A 23,307-nucleotide genomic window follows, 5' to 3' on the forward strand; every position below is an offset into this window, starting at 1 on the left:
GGATCACCTCACGGGGTCGGGCGGTATGCGGCATCCCGCCCTGTTCCGAACGCCACGGCGTTCGCGTGTGTTCCCGCGCGGATCCCGGCGACAGGCTCAGCGCGTCGCGCTCTCGCGCAGCACGACGGCGCCCGCCCACACGGTGAGGGCGAGAACGAGCACCACGAACGTGAGGAACACGGGCACCAGCGGGACGACCAGCAGAGCGGCGCCCACCGCCACCGGCGGAACGGTCATGCCCGCGAAGGCGAGGAGGAAGATGCCCGAGGTGATCTCGCTACGGGTGCGTGCGTCGGCGAGCGAGCCGGCGATCGCCAGTGCGCCGCGGAACAGCAGACCCACGCCCGCACCGGCGACCACACCCCCGGCGACGAAGAACGGACCGGACCCGATCAGATCGGCGGAGCCGAGCACGACGAGCCCCGCCACCATCGCACCCACGCCGATCCGCAGCTGGTCGCGCAGGGCGAGCCGTGCGAACACGACCTGGGCGAGCGCCGCCGCCCCGAAGACCGAAAACGTGACGGCACCGGCGGCGAGCCGATCGGTCTGCCCCAGGATGCGGGCGAGGAAGGTCGGTGCGACCGAACCGAACAGGCCGGTCACAGCGAAGGCGGCGAACGCGGCGATGCCCGCGGCCCAGTACGCGCGGCGGCCGGCGGCGGGGATCCGCACGCGCTGCGGCCGGTAGCGGAACCGCTCCGCCGGCCGCTCGACCGTCTCGGGCACGAGCAGGTAGGCGAGCCCCAGACCGAGGAAGGCGAACAGGAACACGACGTACGGCAGGACGAGGGGCGCCGGCGCGAACTCCGCGAATGCGCCGCCGATGAGCGCTCCCATCGCGAGACCGCCCATGTTCGCGATGCCCGCCACCGACGCGGCGAAGGCGGTGCTGTCGGGCCGGTGCGCGCGGCGCAGGTCGGCGAGGTGGGCCGTCGCCGACGCGGTGAGGATGCCGATACCGAGGCCCGCAACGAGGCGGGAGGTGATGACGCCGGCGGCGTCCTGCCACAGCACGAACATGACGGCGGCGACGATCTCGACGCCCGTCGCGGCGAGGATCAGGGGACGACGCCCGACACGGTCGCTCAGGTGCCCGGCGAGATAGAGGGAGATCATCACGCCCACCGCGTAGGCCGCGAACATGACGGTGATGAGGAAGGTCGGGAACTCGTCGCGCTCCTGGTACACCGCGTACAGCGGAGTGGGGACCGTGTTGAAGGCCATCAGCGCGAAGAACGTCGCCGCGGTCACCCAGAAGCCCGACCGGTGCGACAGCCGACGCGGTCGCACCGCGATGCTCGGGGTGGCGAGGGAGCGGATGTCGATCGTGCTGGTCATGCGTCGATGATGCGCCAGCGAGTCACATCGAGTCCAACGAATGTTCTCGAAGGTAATCATCGATGCGATCTATGATCAGGGCATGGAGACCCGCCTGCTCGAGTACTTCGTGACCGTCGCCGACGAGCGGAGCGTGACCGCGGCATCCGCTCGGCTCTTCGCGGCGCAGTCCACCGTGTCGGCCGGACTGCAGAGCCTCGAGCGCGACCTCGGCGTACGTCTGCTCGACCGCACGACGAAGGCGGTGCAGCTGACACCCGCGGGCGAGACGCTGCTGCCCCTCGCGCGGACGGTGCTCGACGACGTCGCCGCCGTGCGTCTGGTGGCCGGCGAGTCCGGCACGGGGCTGCGCGGCCGCATCCGCATCGGGACGTTCGCGGGACTGCGGATCATCGACCTCCCCGGCTTCCTCGGTGACTTCCGCCGGTCGCATCCGCTCGTCGACATCCGCCTGAGCGTGTCGCCGACGGGGTCGGTCGGCCTGCTCGACGATCTGCAGCGCGACCGGCTCGACCTCGCACTGACGGCGGTGACTCCCCCGCCCGGCATGAGCGCCTGGGAACTCGGCGCCTACCCGTACGTCGCCCTGCTGCCGCCGGACCACGAGCGGGCCGCGCACCGGGCGATCGCCCTCGCCGACCTGTCGGGCGACGACTGGGTCGACGTGCTGCCGGGGTACGGCAACCGCGTGCAGCTCGAGACCGAGCTGGCGCGACGCGGCATCACCAGGCGCGTCTCGGCCGAGCTCGGCGAACTACCCGACGTACCGCGGTACGTCGCGGCCGGGCTCGGTGTCGCCGTGGTGCCCGACGTCGTCGACACCGACGGCTGCGTCGCCGTGCCGCTGTCCGATCCGGTGCCGCCGTGGACCGTCTCGCTCACCGCGGGGCGCAGCGCGGCTCGGCGCCCGCACGTGCGCGCCCTGCTCGAGGCGATCGTCGCGACGCGGTCGGCGTAGGTCGCCGCGTCAGCCGCCGGCGGCCTCGCGCGCGCCGCGCCCCCAGCGGAATGTCGACACGGTCGGATCGCCCGGGATCCAGAAGCGCCACGGAAAGGCATCCGTCCCGGCGACACCCGCGACGCCGACCCGCGGTCCGGTCGCGATCTCCCCCAGCGGCTCCGCGCGCAGGAACAGCCGGGCGCTCGCGCCGGCCTGCTCCGCCCCGGTGACGGCGTCGATCCCGTCGTGCACCGGATGCCGCAACCCCACCGCATCGCCGAGCCGGCCGGGCCCGCGGGCCAGGTCCCGCGCGAGCCGCGCCGCGGGCCGGCGGGCGTGCGCGACATCGGCACCCTCGACGACCTCACCGGCGCGCAGCAGGATCCCGCCGGCGACGCCGTCGGGTCCGCAGACGACGTTGACGCACGAATGGATGCCGTGGCTCAGGTACACGTACAGATGACCGGGTTCGCCCCACATCTTCGCGTTGCGGGCGGTCGGCCCCATGCGGGCGTGGGATCCCGGATCGACGAGCGCGCCGGTACCGCGCCCGTGGTACGCCTCGACCTCGGTGATCCGCAGGGCGACGGCGCCGCTTGCCGTCGTCACCCGCAGCTCGCCGCCGAGCAGAGTCGGCGCGACCTCGGCGGGAAGCCCCTCGAGCACGTCGCGCGTCGCGGCGACGAGGTCGCTCACAGCGCCGGCGCCTTGCGACACCATGAGACGTCGAACCCGCGCAGCACCACGACCTGCGTGCCGTCGAGAGCGTAGATCCGCGTCTCGAGGGTGGTCGGCAACGGCAGGGTGTAGCCGTCGTAGGTGTTCTCGACGACGTTCGGCGCGACGACGAGGGCTGCGTATCGGCCGCTCGGTGACACGCACGTCTGCAGCAGCGCGTCGGTCGGGGCGACCTCGGCGACCGGGGTGGCGGCACCGTCGGCGTCCACCCGCGTGATGGTGGTCGCCAGCGGTGTCATCCCGTCGAAGGGGGTCAGGGCGCGCAGGGTGGAACCGTCGGAGAGCGCGGTCACCGACCCGGTCTGCCCGAGCTCTTCGGGGGTCGGGGGGAGCGGGTTCTCGTCGGCGGAGCTCAGATCGACCACCGCGGGACCGTCGACCCGCTCGATGAACGCGGTCGTCCCCGCGATGTCGTCGATCCCGATCGCGTTGCCGAGCTCGACGGGGGCGCCTCCCGACGGCGAGACGAGACTCAACGCGCCGTCGAAGGTGAGCATGAGGATGCTGTCGGTCCCGGGGACGAACCGCCAGTCCTCGACCCGCGGATCGGCGCCGGACACCGCGACCTCGGCCGGCTTAGCGGTCGGGTCCGCCGTGGAGCCGCTGAACAGGAGACTCTCGCGTCCACCGGATGCCGAGATGTCGGCATCCGTGAAGGTGTAGCCGATCGTGTTGCCGCGTTCCGCGCTCTGCAGGTTGGTCACGATCCCCGCGCCGGGCAGGGTCAGCTCCTGCGGGTGCGAGCCGTCGGCGCGCGTGACGATCAGGCGCGACACCCCGTCCTCGAGCGTCGAGACCACGAGGTGACCGGCTGTCGCGCGGAAGTCCTCGATGTGATCGGCCGCGAACACCTCGGTCGCGTCGCCGGCGAGGTCGACCCGGTAGATCTTGTCGGCCGCCTCGTTGCGTTGCAGCACGAAGGCGTGCAGCTTCGGCGTGGTGAACGACTCCTCGATCGTCGAGGTGGGGCCGCCGCCCACGCCCGCGAGGCCGTCGATCCGGATCGAGTAGGTGGTCTCGTCCCAGAGCGGATCTGTGAAGCGGAGCCCCACACTGCGCCCCGAGGTGTCGACCGTGAAGGCGGCGGCGGGGGTCACGGTGACCTGGGCGGCATCCACCTTCTGCAGCGACTGCGTGGTCTCGAAGATGAGCCGCGAGCCCGCCGACGAGACGGCGGCGACGGCGTCGGACTGCACCGAGGTGACTCGCGGACCCTGCAGCGTGGTCACGACACCGGCGGCGACCGCGACCACGCCGAGCACCGCGACGACCGCGACGACGCGCAGCGAGAACCCGCGGGCCAGGCGCCGACGGCGCTGCGCCCGGCGGCCCTCAGAACTCATACGGGTCCTCGGGCTCGTCGATCGGTTGCACGGATGCCGCGGCCACCTGCAGCTGCCCGTTCACATCGCGGATGGTCCCCGTCACGGTGACCCACTGGCCGTCGTCCGGGATGTCGTCCGCCGCGACCGGCAGGCTCGCCGGCTGCGCGTCGATGACGCAGTGCGTGATGATCAGGCGCGTCAGGTCGAACCCGTCGTCGCCGGGGGCGACGAAGCCGGTCAGTGAGATCTCGGTGCCGTCGAACACCTCCGGATCGGTGGCCGTGGCGAACACGCTCGCCCAGTCGCCGATGCCGAACGAGGCGGTGTCGCCCGTGATCGCGAGCGCGACGGTGTCGGCGCCCTGGAACAGCGGGGCGGCACCGGTGTCGCGCGAGGCGGCGAGCTCGGCGGAGAGTGTCGCCGGAGGGACGACGAGCATAGTGCCCGCGACGCCGAGCGCGAGCACGCCGCCCGCCGCCGTCGCCACGGTTCCCGCAAGGCGCCGCGGCGACCGCGCCTCGTGATCATGATCGTGGTCCGCTTCGTCGCCGTGGTCGTGACCGTGGTCCTCGGCCGCGCCCAGCGGCAGCAAGAAGCTCAGCACGACACCGACCAGGGCGAGGGCCGCCATCGAGACCGCGAACCACGACGACTCCGGGTTGATGTAGAGCGCGAGGCGGCCGGTGACGGCGAGGGCAATCGTCAGGGCGGAGATGGATGCCACGGCGCCGACGCCCAGCATCCGGAACCAGATCGTGTCACGCAAGGAGGTTCACCACCCCTCCGATCGCGGCGGCGGCGAGGACGACGGCCGCCACGAGCACGCCCAGCACCCGCGTGCGGAACGTCGTACGCAGCAGCGCCAGCATCTTCACGTCGACGAGGGGTCCCACGAGCAGGAACGCCACGATCGCGCCCGGGGTGAACGTCGAGGCGAACGACAGCGCGAAGAAGGAGTCGACGTTCGAGCAGATCGACACGATCATCGCGAGCACGATCATGGCCGCGATCGACAGCGCCGGGTTCGAACCGATCGACAGCAGCACGTCGCGCGGCACGACGACCTGCACGGCGCCCGCTACCGCCGACCCGATCACGAGCGCGGGCATGACAGCGCGCAGCTCGACGACGAACTGCGCGAGGCTGCGTCGACCCTTGTCCCCCGACACACCCTGCTCGGCGAGGCACGCGTCGCGGAAGCGGTCGGTGACGAGCGCGTCCTGATCGGGATGCCGGCTGTACAGCCACCCGATCACGTTCGCGATGAGGTAGCCGCCGAGCAGCCGGGCGACGAGGATGCCGTCGTCGAACCCGAAGGCCTGGTGCGTCGTGATGATGACGATCGGGTTGACGATGGGGGCGGCGACGAGGAACGTCAGCGTCTCGGCCACCGAGAAGCCCCGCATCATGAGACCGCGGGCGAAGGGGACGTTGCCGCACTCGCAGACCGGGATCAGCATGCCCAGCAGCGACAGCACGGCCCGCCGGCCCCAGGGATTGCGCGGCATCCACCGCTCGATCACGCCCGGCGGGACCCACACCTGCACGACGATCGACAGGACGACGCCGAGCACGACGAACGGCAACGACTCGATGAGCACGCTGAGCGCGAGGGTCAGGCCGTCCTGCGCCCGGGTCGGGAGCTCGGGTGAGGGGCTCCAGAGGGCGACCCCGATCAGGGCGAGGACGGCGAGGAGCCCGAGCCCCAGCCAGAGCGCGCCGCGACCCGCCGGCCCCACAGGCGAGGTCGACGTCGTGCGCGGAGCCGCGGGGCGGGCCTCAGTCCGCACGTGCCTCGACGGCGGCGCGCGCCGCGCAGTCCGCGCAGGTGCCGAAGATGTCGACCACGTGCTCGGCGTCGGTGAAGCCGTTCGCGGCGGCGATGCGCTTGGCCCACGCCTCGACCTCGTCGGCCTGGATCTCGACGGCCTTGCCGCAGACCCGGCAGATGAGGTGGTGGTGGTGACCCGTGCTCGCGCACGCGCGGTAGATCGCCTCGCCGTCCGGCGACTGCAGCTGGTCGGCCTCGCCGCTGGCGGCGAGTGTGGCGAGCGCGCGGTAGACGGTCGCGAGGCCGATGCCGGTGTTCTCGTCGCGGAGCGCGGCGTGCAGGTCCTGGGCGCTGACGAACCCCGGGGCGTCGGACAGCGCCGAGCGCACGCGCTCTCGCTGCCAGGTGTTGCGCTGGGCCATGGCCGGGATTCTACGCCCGCGCCCTGGCGGCGGCCTGGGTGCCGCGGGCGGCATCCGTCCGCAGGACACGCCCCTGGCGGTCGCCGACGACGCGGCAGACGAGGTAGATGAGGAACGAGATGGTCGTGATGTAGGGGCTCACCGGAAGCGTGCCCGCGACGGCCAGCAGGATGCCGCCGACTGCCGAGACGACGCCGAAGAGCGCGGCGAGCAGCGGCACGGCGATGGGGCCGTGCGCGATCCGCGAGGCCGCCGCCGCCGGCGTCACGAGGAGCGCGAGGACGAGGAGTGCGCCGATGATGTGCACCGCGACGGCGACGGCGAGGCCGAGAAGCAGCATGAAGGCGAGCGAGATGAGCCCGGTCGGGACGCCGCGGGCGGCCGCGGACTGCGGGTCGAGCGAGTCGAAGCGCAGCGGCCGCCAGATCATCAGGAGGGCGATGAGCACGACGGCCGAGATGACGATCAGCCAGGTCAGCTGATCGGACTGCACCGAGACGATCTGCCCGGTCAGCAGGCTGAAGCGGTTCGCGCTGCGTCCGTTGTAGAGGGCGAGGAAGAGGATGCCGAGGCCCAGGCCGAACGGCATGAGCACCCCGATGATCGAGTTGCGGTCGCGCGCCCGTGCGCCGAGCCACCCGATGAGCGCGGCGGCGATCATCGAGCCGACGATCGACCCGGTGACCACGTCGGCGCCGATCAGAAGGGCGGCGGCGGCACCCGCGAACGAGAGCTCGCTGATGCCGTGCACGGCGAACGCCATGTCGCGCTGCAGCACGAAGACGCCGATGAGTCCGCCGACGAGGCCGAGGATCGCCCCCGCCCAGACCGAGTTCTGCACGAGCGCGAGGATCTGCCCGTACACCGGCACGCCGCCGAACATGGCGTCGGCGATGTCGTCCCAGTTCATGCGTGGTCCTCGTGATGGTGATGGGATGCCTCGGCGTCGGGCGCGCCGACGACGACCAGGCGGTCGCCGGCGCGCAGCACGAACACCGGCGCCCCGTAGAGGTCGGTCAGCACCGGCGATGTGAGGACGTCCTTGGGTGTGCCCAGCGTGAAGCGACCGTTCGCGATGTAGAGGATGCGGTCGACCTTGCCGAGCAGCGGATTGATGTCGTGGGTGACGAGCAGGACGGCGGCGCCGCTGCGGCGGTGGCGGTCGATGAGTCCGACGACGGCCTGCTGGTTGGCGAGGTCGAGACTCGTCAGGGGCTCGTCGCACAGCAGCAGCGGAGGGTTGTCAGCGAGCGCCTGCCCGACGCGCAGGCGCTGCTGTTCGCCGCCGGAGAGGATGCCTACGGGACGGTCGGCGAACTCGGTCGCCCCGACCTCGGCGAGCAGCTGATCGACCCGCTGCCGGTCCTTCCGGCGCGGAATCGGTGGTCCGAAGCGGTGACCGTTGACGCCGAGGGCGACGAGGTCGCGCCCGCGGAGCGCGGTGTCGCGCGGGAGCGGCCGGGTCTGCGGCAGGTAGCCGATCCCGCGGTTGCCTGCGCGGTGGACCCGCTTGCCGTCGACCTCGACCGTGCCTTCGCTGAGGTCCTCGAGCCCGAGGATCGCGCGGAGCAGGGTCGTCTTGCCCGAGCCGCTGGGGCCGAGCACCGCGATCAGCTCGCCCGGCTGGACGTCGAGGTCGAGGCCGCTCCAGAGCTCCCGCCCACCGCGGCGGAGCGCAGCACCCCGGATGCGGAGGGGGATGTTGTCGGGCCGGGTCACCGAGTCAGGCTATCGGCCAGCTCGTCGATGTTCTGCTGCATCCACTCGACGTAGGTCAGCCCTTCGGGAAGGAGCTCGGTGAACTTCAGCACGGAAATGTCGTTCGTCGCCGCGAGCTTCTCGACCTCGGTGGTCTCGGCGCCGCCGGTCTGGGCGTTGACGATGACCGTGCGCACCTCACCCGAGTCGAGGATGTCGGTGGCCTCGAGCATCGTCGCGGGCGGGACGTCCTGCCCCTCTTCAACGGCTTCGCTGAACGCCTCGGGTGTCGCGTTCTCGAGGCCGGCGGCCGCGGTGAGGTACAGCGGCACGGGCTCGGTCACGAAGATCTTCTCGCCGGCGTGCTCGGTCTTGATCTGCTCGAGGGAGCCCTCGAGGCGGGCGATGCCGTCGATCAGCTTCTTCGCGTTCGCCTCGAAGGTGTCGGCCTTCGCGGCATCCAACTCGCCCAGTTCGTGCGCGATGTCCTCGACGACGTGCTCCATCGTGTGCGGGTCGTACCAGACGTGCTCGTTGAAGCCCTCGATGTGGTCGTGACCCGCGTGATCGCCGTCCTCGGCGTGGTCGTGGTCCTCGCCCTCTGCGTGGGCGTCGTCGGAATGCCCCTCGTTGCCGGGGTAGTCGTGCGAGTACTCGACGGCCGTGATCACGGGGGCCTCCGTGCCGGTCGCCTCGATCAGGCCGTCGAGGAACGCGTCGTAGCCGCCGCCGTTCTCGATCACGAGATCGGCCTGCGACACGGTGAGCTGATCGCGGGCCGAGGCTTCGTAGGAGTGCGGGTCTTGCGACAGCGAGTCGATGATCGACGTCACCTCGACGTCGTCGCCGCCGACCGCAGCCGCGAGCGAGCCGTAGACGTTGGTGGAGGCTACGACCGAGAGACGGTCGCCGCCGCCCGCCGCCGGCGCTGTCGCCGTCGCACAGCCGGCGAGGACGAGGACCGATCCGACGGAGAGGGCGAGCAGCGCGGGCACACGAGAGGTCATGTCCCGCAGTCTATGCGGTGTTGATAATCGTTCTCAAATCGACGCGGTGTCGTCGAAGTGGATCAGGAACTTTCGCCCCGGCCCCGCGTCGCTGCGCACGAGGCCGCGGACGACGACATCGGCGGGGCCGATCGGAATCGCCTCGGGCGGTCGAGACGGCATCCGCTCGCTGCGCCACACCGCCCCGCCGGGGCCGAAACGTTCGATGCGCAACCGCCGCACCCGCGTGCTGTCCACAGCGCGACGCTATCGGAGCCCGGGCCCGTCTCCGAGCGCCCTTCGCGCATCGCCCAGGGCGTGCGCAAGGGGCGGATCCAGTCCTCACCGGGTGTTACTGTCAACGGACCCGGCGGCACCTGCATCCGCCGACTCGTCACCGCCCTGGAGAGTTCGAGCATGACCGAACAGCTGACCTTCATCGTGTACGCGAGCCGTGCCGTCGAGCCCTTCGACCACGACCGACTCGTCGACCTGCTCACCGAGAGCCGCGCGAACAACTCGCGCGACGGCATCACGGGGATGCTCGTCTACCGCGACCTCGACTTCATCCAGATCCTCGAAGGGCCGGATGCCGCGGTCCGCGCGCTCCTCGAGCGGATCGCCCGCGACCCCCGTCACACCGACGTGCGTGTGCTGCTCGAGGAGCAGACGACCGAGCGGAAGTATGCGGCGTGGTCGATGGGCTACGAGCCGACGACGCCCGGCGACGGATCCGACGGCGCAGTCGACGCCCTCCAGTCCTCGGATGGCGACGAGTCGACCCGCGAGTCGGCCGACGTCCTCGGCGGCTGGTTCCACGGCAGAGCCGGCGGCTCGGGCGCCTGACCCCGGAGGGCCCCTAGCGCCGTTCGACGAACGACAGGGCGAGCCGCGGGCACATCGCGACGGCGTCTCGCGCGTCCCGTTCACGATCCAGCGGGATCGTCACGTCGGTGCCGTCCGGGCTGAGCGGATATCCCCACTCGTCCGAGGCGACGACCCCGGTCAGCAGTTCGATGCAGGCGCCCCGACCTCGGCACGCGGTCCAGTCGATGTGCAGCTTCGTCATGCCCGTGCCTCCTGATACTGAGCCACGCACCGCCCGCGCGCGTGCGCGGCGACATCGTCCGCGAACGTCGTCAGCGCACTGCGCAGCATGTGGATGCTCCCGTCCGGATGCGAGCAGGCCCCGCGCCCTTCGGCGAGACACGACAGCCGGACGAGTTCTGCCCGGGCGTCCTGACCGGCGGCAAGTTGCCGCATCGCCATGGCGATCGCGGGGAGCCCGTTGACGCACGACCCGCACTGGCCGGCCGAGGCGTGTGCCAGGAAGTCAAGGATGTCCGCGGTGGCGCGGAGGCCGCACTCGCCTCGGGTCAGGACATGCACCACGCCCGCGCCCGGAGCTGCCCCCCAGCTCGCCCACCCGGTCGCGCTCGACGGAACGTGGAATGCGGCTTCGGGAATCCAGGTGCCCGAGAAGCCGCCGACGAGCGCGAAAGCTGCCGGTCGCCCGGGCGGGAGTGCCGAGAGCAGCGAATCGATCGTGACGCCGCTCTCGGCTTCGACGACCATCGGCGGCATGCCGGGGCGACTGAGACTGAAGAGGCGGGTTCCGGCATCCGGCCCCTGCCCGACCTGTCGGTACCAGTCCGCCCCGAACCGGCCGATCAGACCGATGTGGGCCAGAGTCTCGACGTTCTGCACTAGCGTCGGACGGCGCCGCAGGCCCTTCTCAGCGAGGCGCACACGACGATCGGTCGGGAGAGGGAGGTTGCCTCCCAATCTTTGGACGAGGGCGGATGCCTCCCCCGCCACGTACTCGTGCGCTGCCGCGTGGACGACGATCCTCGCGGCGTCAGACCGTTCCGACACCGCCGCGGCCACATTCGCCGCAGACTCCGGCGTAATCACGAGGTGCACGTCGTCGGTCTGCAGCACCTCGGCGCACATGAGAAGGCCGTCGAGCACGAGGTGTGGCGCATGGAGGAGCAGCGTGCGGTCCTTCGCACTGAGGGGTTCACCCTCTGATCCGTTCCCCACCACCACAGCGGACTTCCCGCGCGCCACGAGTCGACCGACGGCGGCCATCTTGATGTGCACCGGGAATCCGGCGCCACCGCGACCTGTCAGGCCGGATCGTTCCAGTGCGCGAAGCAACGGCTCAAGAGTGACTGCGGGCCTCGGACCGAACGTGTCGCGGTGATCCGCCGCGGATGCCGAGGGAGAGGCGAACAGCCGGCGGGTGACGGGAGCGACGATCACGATCTCACCTCCACGACGGACGCCGACCGTGCCACCGGTGCGGACGTGAGCGGGTTGCGGAGCCGGAAGGAGAGCCGCCACAGGACGGCGGAGACGACGGCGACGACGCAGACGGCTGTGGTCACGAGGAACCAGGGCTCGGCGGCATCCGTTCCCGCGCCGACGGCGTGGGCGACGGCGAGCGGCCAGAGCAGATATGTCCCGAAGTGCACGACGCGAAAAGCGCGTGCCCCGATGCGGTGCCGGAGGAGCGCGGTGACGACGACGGCGAGGGCGATGTCCACGGCCAGCGTGCCGAGCCCGAGCCAGAGCGGCCGATACTCGGCCAGGAACGGCAGGACGACGTCGACCAGGTCGAGCTGCGCGTAGCTGTCGAAGAAGAGGCTGACGAGGTGGATACCGATGAAGGCGGTCGCCATGAGGGCGACGTCGCGGTGCAGACGTGCGACGCCGAAGCGCGGCAGGCCGACCGCAGCCCGCCCGCCGCGCACAGTGATCCCCAACACCAGCGCGAGACTGAACATGACGAGACCGACGACGCCGGTTCCCCGGCCGAGCGCCCACATCGCCTCATCCATGGGATCCTCCCTCCGTCGGCTCCGGCGGCCAGCCGCCCACCGTGTGCACACGACCGTCTGCTGCCACCAGCCGGGCCGCGGCACGTTCCGCAAGCCATGCCGGCGCCGATTCGCCGTGGATCACAGCCGCGGTCGAGTAGGTGTTGGCGAGGACGCAGGTCTCGGCGGCGACGGTGACCGTCCGCCAGACCGGATCGGCGGATCGGCCGGTGCGGGGATCGAGGATGTGGTGCACCGTCTCATCCGCGCGATGCCACCGTCGACGCAAGGTGCTCGACGTCGCGATCCCGAAGCCCCGCGCGAGCCTCACGGTGCTGGCCGGTTCGCCCGGCACGTCTTCGACACGGACATGCCATCCCCCGTCGGGGTCGGGACCGGCCGTAGCGATGTCGCCACCCAGGGAGATGAGCACGCCGCATCCGAGCTGCTCAGCCACCAGGGTCGCCGCACGATCGGCGGCCAATGCCTTCGCGGTCGCACCCAGGTCGAGCGCGCGATGTCCCGGAACCGTCAGCCGCCTCCCCTCCAGTCGCACCCGCCGCCATCCGGGAACATCGCTCGCGACCGCCTTCACGGGGCGGTCGTCATCGAGGATGAGACGGATGTCGCGGTCGTATCCGACGAGCGCAAGCTCACGGCCGAGCGTGGGGTCGACCAGCCCGTCAGTGTGGCGGGCGGCGTCGATCGCTGCGGCGACGAACGTCGACAGCAGCGGACTGATCTCCGCCCCTTCGGGCAGCCGTGGCGCGATCTGGTTGAGTTCCGAGTCGCTGCGGAACCGGCTCACAGCCTCGTCGATGCGCGCGAACTCGTCGTCAACGATCCGCCGTGCCCTCTCGATGACATCGGCAGACGTATGCGCGTCGGGGTGATCGACGACGAGTCGGGCGTCGGTGGACCAGAGGGGCCACTCGGCGACGGCGCGCATCACGACCCGCTCGAGGTGGCGTCGGAACGACCGCCGGTGGAGGGCGACACCGCGGAACCGCTCGTACCCTCGGCCGTCGCGTCCTGGCTGCTCGACTGCTCCGACGAAGAGTCGGTCACGACGGAGTCGGCGTCTTCTTGCGCAGCGGAGTCGGAGGTGCCGGACGAGGAGTCCGTGGTCGTGCTCCCGACATCCGTGTCGTCGGTCGCCGATCCGGAGTCGTCCGTCGTCGCACCCGTCGAGTCGGTCGCGGCGTCATCCGTCGTGACCCCTGCAGAGGTGCCCGTCGAGACGTCGCCGGAGGAGGCCGATTGGTCATCGAGGGCGAAGGCGGCGACGGCACCCACGCCACCGAGACCCATGATCGCGACCATTGCGGTCGCGACCCGTATACGTAGCCGGGCTTTCTGAAGAGCGTTCATCGGCGTTCCTTTCGACAACGCCATGGTGAGCGCGCTGCCAGAGAGACGCACTAAGGGCTCAGATGGCGCTGACTAACGATCGCTATGAGTGCGCTGGGAGCGCGCCGCTCGACAGGGTGACTATGGTCAATGTCGAGGGCGGTCGGGAATCGCTTCGGGAGGTTCGAATGACGGTGGCATCACCGGCCCCGGGGCGCCGGGAACGCAACAAGCAGGCCAAGCTCGCGCGCATCGTCGCCGCGGCGAGCAGCCTGTTCGCGGAACACGGCGTGGACGACGTGACGACGCAGCAGATCGCGGACGCCGCCGACATCGGCACCGGCACCCTCTTCCTGTACGCGCGAACGAAGGGCGAACTGCTCCTCCTCGTGCAGAACACGCACTACGAGCGGGCGCTGCGCGAGGGCAGGGATGCCGCGACCGCCGCATCCGGCCCCATCGATGCGATCCTCGCCCTGATCGCGCCGATCGTGCGGTGCAACCGGGTGCAGGTCGAGAACGGGCGGACCTACCTGCGCGAGATGGTCTTCGGCGATGCGGGAGAGCCGCATCACGCCGAGGCACTCCGCATCGTCGCCGAGACCGAGGACACGGTGCGGGGCATCCTGACCGAGCGGGCGGGGCGCCCCTCCGATGATGCCGCGGTGCTCGCCCGGGTCTTCTCGTCGACGCTCTTCACCGCGATGGCGGGGGCAACGAGCCCGGAGATCACCGTGGACGAGATCCTGGCGGCTGTCCGCGACCAGGTGACGGTCGTCCTCGGCGGGCAGGGCTGAGATGACCGAGCCGACCTCCGATACGGTGCGGAGCCGCACCATCCGGTACGAGGTGCCCGGACGCGATCCCCAGACGCTCTTCGCGCGCTCGGGGCTCGAGCAGTTGCAGGCGATCGCCGACGGGACGCACCCCGCCCCGCCCATCAGTGCGCACATCGGCCTCGAGATCGTCGGCGTCGCCGACGGGGACGTCGTGATGACCGCCCAGCCTGACGAATCGCACTACAACCCGATCGGAGCGGTCCACGGCGGATTCTTCGCGACCCTGCTCGATTCGGCGTGCGGCTGCGCGGTCCACTCCACCCTGCCCGCCGGCGTCGGCTACACGAGCCTCGAGATCAAGGTCGCATTCCTGCGCCCGATCACAGCAGACACGGGGACGGTCACCGCCCATGGGTGGGTCACCAAGCGCGGCCGCAGCGCGAGCTTCGCCGAGGCCGACATCCGCGACGGCGAGGGCAGTGTGCTGGCCACCGCGACCAGCACCTGCCTCATCCTCACGCCGCGTCAGGACGGCGGTGTCAGCAGCTCGGGGTAGAGCGCCTCGAGGGGCTGCGCGAGCGCAGCCCGCACCTGGCGGGTGATCTCATCGGCGAGCACCTCGAACCGGTCGGCCTCGAGACCGTCGAGGATCTGCGCGGCCAGATCGGATGCCGCGAGCTTGGGGCCCTCGGCGTGAGCAGCCATGGGCGTGTCGACGTACCCCATGTGCACGCCGAGGACGTGCACGCCTCGTGGAGCGAGCTCGAGGCGGAGCGAGTTGGTCGCCGACCACAGGGCTGCCTTCGCCGCGGAGTAGACGCCACCGAAGGCGTACCACGACGCGATCGAGTGCACGTCGACGATCGCCGCGCCCGGCCGCCCGGTGATGACGGGAACGAATGCCCGCGCGACCCGGACGGGGCCGAGGAAGTTCACCTCGACGTTGGCGACCAGCGCGTCGTCATCGATGTCGATCAGGCTCGCCGTCGGCGGGTTCGCCCCGGCGTTGTTGATGAGGACGGTCGCGTCCGCCGCGGCATCCGCTGCTGCCGACACCGACGCCGGGTCGGTGACGTCGAGAGCGAGCGGGACGACGCGCGGATCGCTCCATGCCTGCGGCGTGCGCGCGGTGGCGTAGACCTTCGCCGCGCCGCGGGAGAGCGTCTGGGTCACGAGCTCGCGGCCGATGCCGCCGTTCGCTCCGGTGATGACGACGACGGCGTCAGTGAGAGTGGGCATGGTCAGTCCTTCAAGAAGTCGGCGGCGACGGGGGCGAACTGCTCCACGTACTGGAAGATGCCGCCGTGGCCGGAGTTCGGGTAGATGATGAGCTCGGATCCGGGGATGCGGCGGTGCATGTCCTCGGAAAGGACGCTCGGCACCATGCGGTCGTTGTCGCCGTTGGCGATGAGCGTCGGGCCGGTGATGACCGAAAGGTCGGCCGGCGCGGATCGGCCGTAGCGCGTGATCGCCTTGAGCTGGGTCCGGAACGCGGAAAGTTTCGCCCCCTTGTCGCGGTCGGCCGTGCGCTCCGTGAGACGCCGGATGAACGCCTTCGCGGCCTTCTTGCCGACCTCGTCACGATGGAAGAAGAGGAACTCCTTCGGGTCGGCGCCGGCGAAGGTCGCCCGCACCATGTCGCGGTACGTGGTCCCTGCGACGTTGTCGATGTCCTTGCCGCCGCGAGGGCCGGTCCCGGTGAGCACGAGCTTGCGGATGAGACTCGGGTGCTTCACCGCGAGGTCCTGCGCGATCATGCCGCCCAGGGAGAACGAGAAGACGTCGATGCGGCTGTAACCGAGGGCGGAGATGAACGCGTACGCGTCGTCCGCGGCCGCCTCGATCGTGTCGGGGAAGCTGCCGGTGGAGGCGCCGATGCCGCGCTGGTCGAACGTGATCACGTGCCGGTGCTGCGCGATGGCGTCGATGATGCGGGGGTCCCAGTTGTCGAGCGTGCCGGCGAGGTGGACGAAGAAGACCACGGGGATCTCCTGGGTCGGGCCGAGCTCGCGGTAGGCGTAGGTGATGCCGCCGGCGCTCACGGCCTTGGTGGGCGCGAGCGCGTAGGAGGTGAGGGGCGGGGTGGAAGTGCTCACGGTGGTGTTCCTCTGTCGTTGCGGTCGGTGCGGAGGTGATGCGGATCAGGCGCCGAGGACGACGGTCTTGCCCGGGGTGCCGCCGGTGTGGAGCGAGGCGAGGGCTGCGGGGGTCTGGTCGAAGGGGTAGGTGGCGCCCACGACGGGGTGGATCGCCCCGGCATCCACCAGTTCGGCGATCCGGCGGAGCTGCTCGCCGTCGGCGCGCATGAAGAGGAACTCATAGCGGACGCCGAGCTGGGATGCCGCAGAGCGGACCTTGCGGCTGAGCGCGCCCATGACCAGACGCAGGACGGAGTTCAGCCCGAGCTGCTTCGCGAAGGCGGGCGTCGGCGGGCCGGCGATGCCCACCGCGATGCCGCCGCGGCGCAGGACACCGAGCGACGCCTGCAGGTTCGCGCCGCCGAGGCTGTCGAGCACGAGGTCGTACCCGCTCAGTTCGGCCGCGAAGTCCTGCGACCGATAGTCGATGACCTCGTCGGCGCCGAGCCCGTGGAGGAACTCCGCGTTCTTGGCGGACGCCGTCGTGGCGACGTGCGCGCCAAGGTGCTTGGCGAGCTGGATCGCGATCGTGCCGACGCCTCCGGCGCCGGCGTGGATGAGCACCTTCTGACCGGCGGTGACCCTGCCGATCTCCACGAGCGCCTGCCACGCGGTCAGGGCGACCAGCGGCAACGAGGCGGCTTCGACGATGTCGACGGATGCCGGGGCGAGGGCGACGTCGGCCTGGTCGACCGCGATGCGCTCGGTGAGCGTGCCGATGCGGTGGTCACGAACGCGGGCGTAGACGCGGTCGCCAGGCTGGAACGAGCGCACACCACTTCCGGTCCGGATGACGGTGCCCGCGACATCGTGGCCGAGCGTGAGCGGGGTCGTGTAGGGCAGGAGGACCTTGAACTCGCCCTCGCGGATCTTCTCGTCGAGCAGGTTGAGGCCGACCGCTTCGACCGTGATGAGCAGGTCGGTGTCGCCCATGACGGGCTCGGAGATCTGGACCTCGTGGGCGGGTTTCTTGTAGGCGTCAAACGCGAATGCGCGCATGGATGAGCTCCTCGTGAGTGTGCGGGGTGCCGGACGAGACACATTCGAGGCACCTGACTACCCTCAACACTGAGGGTAGTCAGTTATTCCGAGAAAGTATTCCGTCCGCCGCTACGAGTCCTCGGGGAGGGCTGAGCGGGCGATCGACACGAACGCCAGCCCCGAGAGGTTGAGGATCACATCACGCGGCGTGCGGACGACGACCGCGAGCACCCCGCGACAGGCCTCGCAGCGTACGACTGCGCCCATCGCGGTCGCATACGCCTGGGCCCGCGCCAGCGCAGCGCGATGGCGGCATCCCGCACACTGACCGATCGCGTCGGTGACCTCGATGCCGAGGATGTCGGCGAAGGTACCGGCGAGGGCATTCCCATCGACGTGCGTCATCCGCTGCCTCCGAAGCGTTCTGTGCGTATCCGCGCAGGGTCATGACCGAGCTCCGAGAGCCACCCCGAGACGGTCTCCACGAACGGCGTGGGTCCGCATACGAAGATGCGCGGTGCCGCCTCGGCGGGGAGGGTCAGCTCGGCGAGGGACTCGCGGGTCAGCCGACCGGGGCGACGCGCGGAACCGGCGGGGGTGCGACGCGTATGCACGATATCGACCCGCGTCTTGGCCAGCGCGGCGAGGTCGTCGGCGAAGAAGACGTCGTCGGGCGTCCGCACCGAATACAGGAGTCGGAAGTCCGCCCCCTGCGACTCCTGCTCCCGCGCTGACGCCATGGCGAACAGGGGAACGACCCCGGAGCCGCCCGCGATGAGCTGCACCGGCGCGGGGTCGGGGGCGTCCGGCGTCCAGACGAAGTAGCGCCCCAGCGGCCCGTGGACCTCCAGCTCGTCGCCCTCCCGCAGATCGTGGACCAGGTACGGCGAGACCTCGCCCGAGGGGACTTCGTCGACCGCGAGGACGACCCGCGTGGTCGGTCCCGACGACGCGATCGAGTACGACCGCGACGCCTGGTACCCGTCGGGCGCGGTCAGTCGGATGTCGAGATGGGAGCCGGCGTGATTGCCCGGCCAGGTGGGCACGTCGATCTCGAGTCGAACGGCGGACGCGGTCTCGGGGCGGCGGGACACGACGCGGCCCACGTGCCATCCCGCTCGGAACCGCTCCGTCACCAGTAGCGCTCCTCCCGCCACGGGTCGCCGCGGAGGTGGTAGCCGTTCTGCTCCCAGAATCCCGGCTCGTCGGTGGGCATCATCCGCATCTCGGCGACCCACTTGGCGCTCTTCCAGAAGTACAGGTGCGGCACGAGCAGCCGCGCCGGTCCGCCGTGCTCGGAGGTCAGGGGCTCGCCGTCCGCCTCGGTCGCGATCCACGCCTGCCCCTCGAGGAGGTCATCGAGCGGGAGGTTCGTCGTGTACCCGTCGTGGGTGCGCACCATGACGAAGTCGTAGGAGGTCTCGACATCCTCGAACAGTCGATCGAGGGAGACACCGCGCCACGGCATCCCGAGGCGAGACCAGTGGGTCACGCAGTGGATGTCGGTGACGATGTCCTCCACGCCCGCGTCGTGCAGGGTCGCCCAGTCCCAGCGATGCTGAGCCCCCGTCTCGGTGGTGATCGTGAACGACCACTCGTCCGTGGAGATGTCGGGAGTCGGGCCGGCTGTGAGAACGGGCCAGTCGTCGACGAGGGTCTGACCCGGCGGCAGCCGCGGATCGCTCGTGCCGCGCCGACCGCCGAACCCGCGATTGATGACTGCCATGGGAGATGCCTACCGGCTCGCCCCCGCCGCGTCAACGTCGGGCCCTGCCGCCCGCCCTCAGTCGAGCAGGAGCGCCGGCTCCTCGAGCACCGAGGCGACATCGGCGATGAAGCGACTGATGCCGTCGCCGTCGATGACGCGGTGGTCGAACGAACCCGAGACCGTCGTCACGAACCGCGGACGCACCTCGCCGTCGACGACCCACGGCTTCTGTCGGATCGTGCCCATCGCGATGATGCCGGATTCCCCCGGATTGATGATCGGAGTCCCGGCATCCATCCCGAAGACACCGATGTTCGTGATCGTGAAGGTGCCGCCCTGCTGGTCGGCGGGCGTCGTCTTGCCGTCGCGCGCCGTCACGGTGAGCTTTTCGAGCGCCTTCGCGAGGCCGCGCATGTTGAGGTCCTGCGCGTCCTTAATGTTGGGGACGAGCAGGCCGCGCGGCGTCGCGGCAGCGATGCCGAGGTTCACGTAGTGGCGCACGCGGATCTCGGCGCCGTTCTCGGTCTCGACCCACGCGGCGTTGATCATGGGCGTGCGACGCAGCGCCCAGATGACCGCGCGCGAGAAGATCAGCAGCGGCGAGATCTTGACGTCGGCGAAGTCGGGCGAAGCCCTCAGTCGCTTGACGAGCTCCATCGTGCGCGTCGCGTCGACGTCGGTCCACACCGACACGTGGGGTGCCGTGTACGCGCTCGAAGTCATCGCGTTGGCGGTCGCCTTGCGCACGCCCTTGACGGTGATCGCCTCTTCACGCGCGTCCGCCTGCGGCGCCGCCGCGGATGGTGCGGATGCCGCGGGTGCCGCGACGGGGATCGAGAGCTCGCGCTCCTCGGGCAGGTCCGGAGTCGCGATGTTGCGGAAGACCGAGGCCTGCTGCGCGTGACGGACGACGTCCTCGCGGGTCACCTCGCCGGCCGCGCCGCTGGGCGCCACGTCCGACAGATCGACACCCAGGTCGCGGGCGAGCTTGCGGATCGGGGGCTTGGCGACGACGCCGACCGCCTTCGTGACGGGCTTCTCGGCGGGCTTGCGCCGACGCGACTTCACCTCGCCGCCGGTCCCGTAGCCGACGAGCACCGAGCCACCGGGCTCCTCGGCGGGCTTCTCGCCGTGCTCGGAGCGCCCGATGTCGGCATCCGGCTGTCCCTCGCCGCCGGCGATCGTGATGATCGCGGCGCCGACTTCGACGGTCGTACCCTCGGTGGCGAGGATGTCGCCGACCGTGCCGCTGAACGGCGACGGCAGCTCGACGAGCGACTTGGCCGTCTCGATCTCGACGAGGACGTCGTTCACGTCGACCGCATCGCCGGGCGCCACACGCCACTGCACGATCTCGGCCTCGGTGAGGCCTTCGCCGACGTCCGGCAGGTGGAAGGTCTGCGTGCTCATGTCATCTCCATCCCCGCGAGACTGCAGCCGGGCGCCGAGACAGCGGGCTGACACCGCAGTCTCGGGGCACACGTGCAGTCTCGCGGACGTGAGGGGGTCGCGGGTAGGGGGGCATCGTCGGGGGTCAGTAGGCGAGGGCGCGGTCGACGGCCTCGAGGATGCGGTCCGCGTCGGGGAGGTACTGGCCCTCCAGCTTCGCGGGCGGGAACGGCACGTCGAAGCCCGACACCCGGAGGACCGGGGCCTCCAGGGCGTAGAACGCACGCTCCATGACGGTCGCGGCGACCTCGGAGCCGACCGACACATTGCCAGGGGCCTCCTGCGCGTAGACCATGCGGCCCGTGCGACGCACCGACTCGAGGATCGGCTCGTAGTCGATGGGCGACAGGGAGCGGACGTCGATGACCTCGCAGGACGTGCCCTCTCCCTCGGCGAGCGCCGCTGCCTGCAGCAGCGTCGTCACCATCGCGCCGTGGCCGACGAGGGTGATGTCGGTGCCGCGGCGGACGACACGCGAGGCGTGCAGCGGGAGCGCCCGCTCCGCGACATCCACCTCACCCTTCATCCAGTACTTCGCCTTCGGCTCGAGGAAGATCACCGGGTCGGGCGAGGCGATCGCGTCCTGGATCATCCAGTAGGCGTCGTTCGGGGTCGACGGCGACACGACCCGCAGACCGGGGGTGTGCGCGAAGTACGCCTCGGGGCTCTCCTGGTGGTGCTCGACCGCACCGATGTGCCCGCCGTAGGGGATACGGATGACGAGAGGGAAATTCGCGTGACCCTCGTGACGGTTCGTGAGCTTCGCGAGCTGCGTCGTGATCTGGTCGAAGGCGGGGAAGACGAAGCCGTCGAACTGGATCTCGATCACGGGACGGAAGCCGGCCATCGCGAGGCCGATCGCGGTGCCGACGATCCCCGACTCGGCGAGCGGGGTGTCGAGCACGCGCTGCGATCCGAACTCGGCGTGCAGACCCTCGGTCACGCGGAAGACGCCGCCGAGGGGACCGATGTCCTCCCCCATGAGCAGAACGTGGTCGTCGGCGGTCATCGCGGCGCGCAGGCCCGCGTTCAGCGCCTTCGCGAAGGGCAGGGTCTGGATCTCGCTCACGCGTTCCCCTCCTCGAACGACGCCTCGTACTCGGCGAGCCAGCGCTGCTGCTCCTGCACGAGCGGGTGGACGTCGCCGTAGACGTGGTCGAACATGACGCCGGCGGGGATCTCGCCGAGCGCGTTGGTGCGCACGCGCACGTCGTCGGCGTAGGCGGCGGCCGCGGCATCCACCTCGTCGAAGAAGGATGCCGAGGCGCCCCGGTTCTGCAGGAACGCCCGCATGCGCGCGATCGGGTCGCGCTGCACCCACGACTGCTCTTCGTCGCTGGTGCGGTACTTCGTCGGGTCGTCGCTGGTCGTGTGCGCGCCCATCCGGTAGGTCAGCGCCTCGATGGCGCGCGGGCCGCCGCCGGCGCGCGCCTCGTCGAGTGCGACCTTGCTCACCGCGTAGCTGGCGAGGACGTCGTTGCCGTCGACCCGGATGGCGGGGATGCCGTAGCCGTCGCCGCGGCGGGCGAGCGGGACGCGGGACTGGGTCGACACCGGGACCGAGATCGCCCAATGGTTGTTCTGCAGGAAGAAGACCTGCGGGGTCTGGTAGCTCGCGGCGAACACCATCGCCTCGTGCACGTCGCCCTGGCTCGAGGCGCCGTCGCCGTAGTAGACGATGACCGCCTCATCCTTCTCGGGGTCGCCGGTTCCGGTGCGGCCGTCGAAGACGAGGCCCATGCCGAGGCCGGTGGCGTGCAGGGTCTGCGCGCCCAGGACGAGCGTGTAGAGGTGCGTGTTCTGGTGCTCGGCCGGCTTCCACCCACCGTGCGTGAGGCCCCGCATCAGGCGGATGATGTCGATCGGGTCGACGCCGCGCGTCGTGACGACGACGTGCTCGCGGTACGACGGGAACACGTGGTCGTGGGCGCGCGCCGCGCGCACCGAACCCACCTGCGCGGCCTCCTGTCCGAGCGAGGGCGGCCACAGCGCGAGCTGCCCCTGACGCTGCAGGTTGGTCGCCTGGCGGTCGAAGGCGCGCACCACGACCATGTCGCGGTAGAACGTCTCGAGCTCGGTGTCGGTGAGCGCGTCGATGAGCGGCAGGTAGCGCTCAGCCGACTCGGAGGGGTGGTACGAACCGTCGGCGGCGAGGACGCGGACGACGTCGGATGCTTCGGCCGGAGCCTCGAACGAGGGGGTCACCCTCCCACGCTAGACCCCGACGCATGAGCGGTTCTGCATGAGGTCGACAATGGATGCCGCGATTCGCCGTCCCTCCGCGACAAGCGCGGGCTCAGTCGGCGTGCTCGGGCGGCCACACCACCGAGAAGCGCTCGAAGACGATCTCGTCCTCTTCGGACCACACCGCACCCCTGGCCGCCGCCACCCGGGTGAAGTAGCGGCGGTGCTCCCGCTGCCAGCTCTCCAGGGTGCGATCGTCCTCGCCCTCGTCGTACGCGAACGCCGCGTCGACGCTCCCGAACTGGCCGACGCGCAGTTCGGTGCTCCGGATGATGATCCGCGGCGCGCCGGTGCCGTCGCATGCGATCCAGTGCCCGCCGATCCGCGGCAGCTCGTCGCCGTGAGTCGTGAACTCGGCGACCAGTTCGGCGGTGGCGCGCTTCGGGCCGCTGATGACGGCTTCGAGCAGCTGGTCCGCGAGCCGCGGGCTGTCGCCGAAGTGTTCGACGGTGTACTCGGACCCCGCGGCGGCGGCAGCCGGATGGGCGGCGCGGTAATCGGCCCACATGCGGTCCGCGGCGGCGCGGTCGAGCGGGAAGGCGGCGGAGGAGAGGCTCTCGGACACCCGACGATCCTCCCAGCCCGTCGGCGATCGCGCGAGCCGACCGCGTGAAG

At 70.8% G+C, this 23,307-nt stretch carries 29 protein-coding genes; 4 read left to right on the forward strand and 25 right to left on the reverse strand.

Annotated elements, in window-relative coordinates; all coding sequences use genetic code 11:
• Window positions 1-96: 96 nt before the first annotated feature.
• The gene (locus tag ACIGEP_RS09765; protein ID WP_396661426.1) at window positions 97-1,341 is read right to left on the reverse strand and encodes an MFS transporter; all 1,245 of its coding nucleotides are present in this window, start codon (window positions 1,339-1,341) and stop codon (window positions 97-99) included.
• Window positions 1,342-1,423: 82 nt separating this feature from the next.
• Between ACIGEP_RS09765 and ACIGEP_RS09770 the strand changes: the two genes are divergently transcribed.
• On the forward strand, window positions 1,424-2,299 hold the full coding sequence (locus tag ACIGEP_RS09770; protein ID WP_396661427.1) for a LysR family transcriptional regulator: 876 nt from the start codon (window positions 1,424-1,426) through the stop codon (window positions 2,297-2,299).
• A gap of 9 nt (window positions 2,300-2,308) precedes the next feature.
• Here ACIGEP_RS09770 and ACIGEP_RS09775 read toward each other — a convergent pair whose 3' ends face one another.
• The 9 genes from ACIGEP_RS09775 to ACIGEP_RS09815 are packed head-to-tail and all read right to left on the reverse strand — an operon-like array spanning window position 2,309 to window position 9,479.
• Entirely contained in the window at window positions 2,309-3,001 is a 693-nt protein-coding gene (locus ACIGEP_RS09775; protein ID WP_396661428.1) for a DNA-3-methyladenine glycosylase, read from the reverse strand.
• Window positions 2,974-4,362 carry a hypothetical protein gene (locus tag ACIGEP_RS09780; protein ID WP_396661429.1) on the reverse strand — a complete coding sequence of 463 codons (1,389 nt, stop codon included), beginning with the start codon at window positions 4,360-4,362 and terminating at the stop codon, window positions 2,974-2,976. The genes ACIGEP_RS09775 and ACIGEP_RS09780 overlap by 28 nt, the downstream gene beginning before the upstream one ends.
• Entirely contained in the window at window positions 4,352-5,098 is a 747-nt protein-coding gene (locus tag ACIGEP_RS09785; protein ID WP_396661977.1) for a TIGR03943 family putative permease subunit, read from the reverse strand. Before ACIGEP_RS09785 ends, ACIGEP_RS09780 begins: the two co-directional genes overlap by 11 nt.
• A 4-nt stretch (window positions 5,099-5,102) precedes the next feature.
• Complete coding sequence (locus ACIGEP_RS09790) at window positions 5,103-6,134, reverse strand: permease (RefSeq protein WP_396661430.1); 1,032 nt, start codon at window positions 6,132-6,134, stop codon at window positions 5,103-5,105.
• Window positions 6,124-6,537: a Fur family transcriptional regulator gene (locus ACIGEP_RS09795; protein WP_396661431.1), complete on the reverse strand. Its 414-nt coding sequence runs from the start codon at window positions 6,535-6,537 to the stop codon at window positions 6,124-6,126. Before ACIGEP_RS09795 ends, ACIGEP_RS09790 begins: the two co-directional genes overlap by 11 nt.
• A 10-nt stretch (window positions 6,538-6,547) precedes the next feature.
• A complete protein-coding gene (locus tag ACIGEP_RS09800; RefSeq protein WP_396661432.1) occupies window positions 6,548-7,447 on the reverse strand; it encodes a metal ABC transporter permease in 900 nt (299 codons plus the stop codon).
• On the reverse strand, window positions 7,444-8,256 hold the full coding sequence (locus tag ACIGEP_RS09805) for a metal ABC transporter ATP-binding protein (RefSeq protein ID WP_396661433.1): 813 nt from the start codon (window positions 8,254-8,256) through the stop codon (window positions 7,444-7,446). Before ACIGEP_RS09805 ends, ACIGEP_RS09800 begins: the two co-directional genes overlap by 4 nt.
• Window positions 8,253-9,242, reverse strand: a complete 990-nt coding sequence (locus ACIGEP_RS09810; protein WP_396661434.1) for a metal ABC transporter solute-binding protein, Zn/Mn family — start codon at window positions 9,240-9,242, stop codon at window positions 8,253-8,255. Before ACIGEP_RS09810 ends, ACIGEP_RS09805 begins: the two co-directional genes overlap by 4 nt.
• 33 nt (window positions 9,243-9,275) lie before the next feature.
• Window positions 9,276-9,479 carry a hypothetical protein gene (locus ACIGEP_RS09815; protein WP_396661435.1) on the reverse strand — a complete coding sequence of 68 codons (204 nt, stop codon included), beginning with the start codon at window positions 9,477-9,479 and terminating at the stop codon, window positions 9,276-9,278.
• A gap of 159 nt (window positions 9,480-9,638) precedes the next feature.
• Here ACIGEP_RS09815 and ACIGEP_RS09820 point away from each other — a divergent pair, with 159 nt between their 5' ends.
• A complete protein-coding gene (locus ACIGEP_RS09820; protein WP_396661436.1) occupies window positions 9,639-10,067 on the forward strand; it encodes a BLUF domain-containing protein in 429 nt (142 codons plus the stop codon).
• A gap of 13 nt (window positions 10,068-10,080) precedes the next feature.
• Here ACIGEP_RS09820 and ACIGEP_RS09825 read toward each other — a convergent pair whose 3' ends face one another.
• From ACIGEP_RS09825 to ACIGEP_RS09845, 5 genes are read right to left on the reverse strand one after another with little or no spacing between them, the layout of a single operon-like run.
• Window positions 10,081-10,290, reverse strand: coding sequence for a ferredoxin (locus tag ACIGEP_RS09825; RefSeq protein ID WP_396661437.1), 210 nt, complete (start codon window positions 10,288-10,290; stop codon window positions 10,081-10,083).
• Window positions 10,287-11,486, reverse strand: a complete 1,200-nt coding sequence (locus ACIGEP_RS09830; protein ID WP_396661438.1) for an NADH-ubiquinone oxidoreductase-F iron-sulfur binding region domain-containing protein — start codon at window positions 11,484-11,486, stop codon at window positions 10,287-10,289. Before ACIGEP_RS09830 ends, ACIGEP_RS09825 begins: the two co-directional genes overlap by 4 nt.
• Window positions 11,483-12,064 carry a ferric reductase-like transmembrane domain-containing protein gene (locus ACIGEP_RS09835; RefSeq protein ID WP_396661439.1) on the reverse strand — a complete coding sequence of 194 codons (582 nt, stop codon included), beginning with the start codon at window positions 12,062-12,064 and terminating at the stop codon, window positions 11,483-11,485. The genes ACIGEP_RS09830 and ACIGEP_RS09835 overlap by 4 nt, the downstream gene beginning before the upstream one ends.
• Entirely contained in the window at window positions 12,057-12,992 is a 936-nt protein-coding gene (locus ACIGEP_RS09840) for an FAD:protein FMN transferase (RefSeq protein ID WP_396661440.1), read from the reverse strand. The genes ACIGEP_RS09835 and ACIGEP_RS09840 overlap by 8 nt, the downstream gene beginning before the upstream one ends.
• Window positions 12,992-13,414, reverse strand: a complete 423-nt coding sequence (locus ACIGEP_RS09845) for a hypothetical protein (RefSeq protein WP_396661441.1) — start codon at window positions 13,412-13,414, stop codon at window positions 12,992-12,994. The genes ACIGEP_RS09840 and ACIGEP_RS09845 overlap by 1 nt, the downstream gene beginning before the upstream one ends.
• Before the next feature lie 167 nt (window positions 13,415-13,581).
• Between ACIGEP_RS09845 and ACIGEP_RS09850 the strand changes: the two genes are divergently transcribed.
• Together ACIGEP_RS09850 and ACIGEP_RS09855 are read left to right on the forward strand one after the other, a co-directional pair.
• Window positions 13,582-14,190, forward strand: coding sequence for a TetR/AcrR family transcriptional regulator (locus ACIGEP_RS09850; RefSeq protein WP_396661442.1), 609 nt, complete (start codon window positions 13,582-13,584; stop codon window positions 14,188-14,190).
• 1 nt (window position 14,191) lies between these two features.
• Window positions 14,192-14,728 carry a PaaI family thioesterase gene (locus ACIGEP_RS09855; protein WP_396661443.1) on the forward strand — a complete coding sequence of 179 codons (537 nt, stop codon included), beginning with the start codon at window positions 14,192-14,194 and terminating at the stop codon, window positions 14,726-14,728.
• On the opposite strand, the gene ACIGEP_RS09860 is transcribed toward ACIGEP_RS09855, so the two are convergent.
• The 10 genes from ACIGEP_RS09860 to ACIGEP_RS09905 all read right to left on the reverse strand — a co-directional run bounded on the left by ACIGEP_RS09860 (window position 14,698) and on the right by ACIGEP_RS09905 (window position 23,257).
• On the reverse strand, window positions 14,698-15,411 hold the full coding sequence (locus tag ACIGEP_RS09860) for an SDR family oxidoreductase (protein WP_396661444.1): 714 nt from the start codon (window positions 15,409-15,411) through the stop codon (window positions 14,698-14,700). The genes ACIGEP_RS09855 and ACIGEP_RS09860 overlap by 31 nt on opposite strands.
• 2 nt (window positions 15,412-15,413) lie before the next feature.
• Entirely contained in the window at window positions 15,414-16,268 is an 855-nt protein-coding gene (locus tag ACIGEP_RS09865) for an alpha/beta fold hydrolase (RefSeq protein WP_396661445.1), read from the reverse strand.
• 45 nt (window positions 16,269-16,313) lie between these two features.
• Complete coding sequence (locus ACIGEP_RS09870; protein WP_396661446.1) at window positions 16,314-17,309, reverse strand: NADP-dependent oxidoreductase; 996 nt, start codon at window positions 17,307-17,309, stop codon at window positions 16,314-16,316.
• A 111-nt stretch (window positions 17,310-17,420) separates the two neighbouring features.
• Entirely contained in the window at window positions 17,421-17,696 is a 276-nt protein-coding gene (locus ACIGEP_RS09875; protein WP_396661447.1) for a DUF6510 family protein, read from the reverse strand.
• Window positions 17,693-18,427: an FAD-binding oxidoreductase gene (locus ACIGEP_RS09880; protein WP_396661448.1), complete on the reverse strand. Its 735-nt coding sequence runs from the start codon at window positions 18,425-18,427 to the stop codon at window positions 17,693-17,695. The genes ACIGEP_RS09875 and ACIGEP_RS09880 overlap by 4 nt, the downstream gene beginning before the upstream one ends.
• On the reverse strand, window positions 18,424-19,017 hold the full coding sequence (locus ACIGEP_RS09885; RefSeq protein ID WP_396661449.1) for a molybdopterin-dependent oxidoreductase: 594 nt from the start codon (window positions 19,015-19,017) through the stop codon (window positions 18,424-18,426). The genes ACIGEP_RS09880 and ACIGEP_RS09885 overlap by 4 nt, the downstream gene beginning before the upstream one ends.
• A 57-nt stretch (window positions 19,018-19,074) precedes the next feature.
• Window positions 19,075-20,409 carry a dihydrolipoamide acetyltransferase family protein gene (locus ACIGEP_RS09890; RefSeq protein ID WP_396661450.1) on the reverse strand — a complete coding sequence of 445 codons (1,335 nt, stop codon included), beginning with the start codon at window positions 20,407-20,409 and terminating at the stop codon, window positions 19,075-19,077.
• Window positions 20,410-20,533: 124 nt separating this feature from the next.
• Window positions 20,534-21,457, reverse strand: coding sequence for an alpha-ketoacid dehydrogenase subunit beta (locus ACIGEP_RS09895; RefSeq protein WP_396661978.1), 924 nt, complete (start codon window positions 21,455-21,457; stop codon window positions 20,534-20,536).
• Between the two features lie 56 nt (window positions 21,458-21,513).
• Entirely contained in the window at window positions 21,514-22,653 is a 1,140-nt protein-coding gene (locus ACIGEP_RS09900; protein WP_396661451.1) for a thiamine pyrophosphate-dependent dehydrogenase E1 component subunit alpha, read from the reverse strand.
• A 91-nt stretch (window positions 22,654-22,744) separates the two neighbouring features.
• Window positions 22,745-23,257 carry an ASCH domain-containing protein gene (locus tag ACIGEP_RS09905; RefSeq protein WP_396661452.1) on the reverse strand — a complete coding sequence of 171 codons (513 nt, stop codon included), beginning with the start codon at window positions 23,255-23,257 and terminating at the stop codon, window positions 22,745-22,747.
• Between the last annotated feature and the right edge of the window lie 50 nt (window positions 23,258-23,307).

The organism is Microbacterium sp. NPDC077663, assembly GCF_044542795.1.
Classification (GTDB): domain Bacteria; phylum Actinomycetota; class Actinomycetes; order Actinomycetales; family Microbacteriaceae; genus Microbacterium.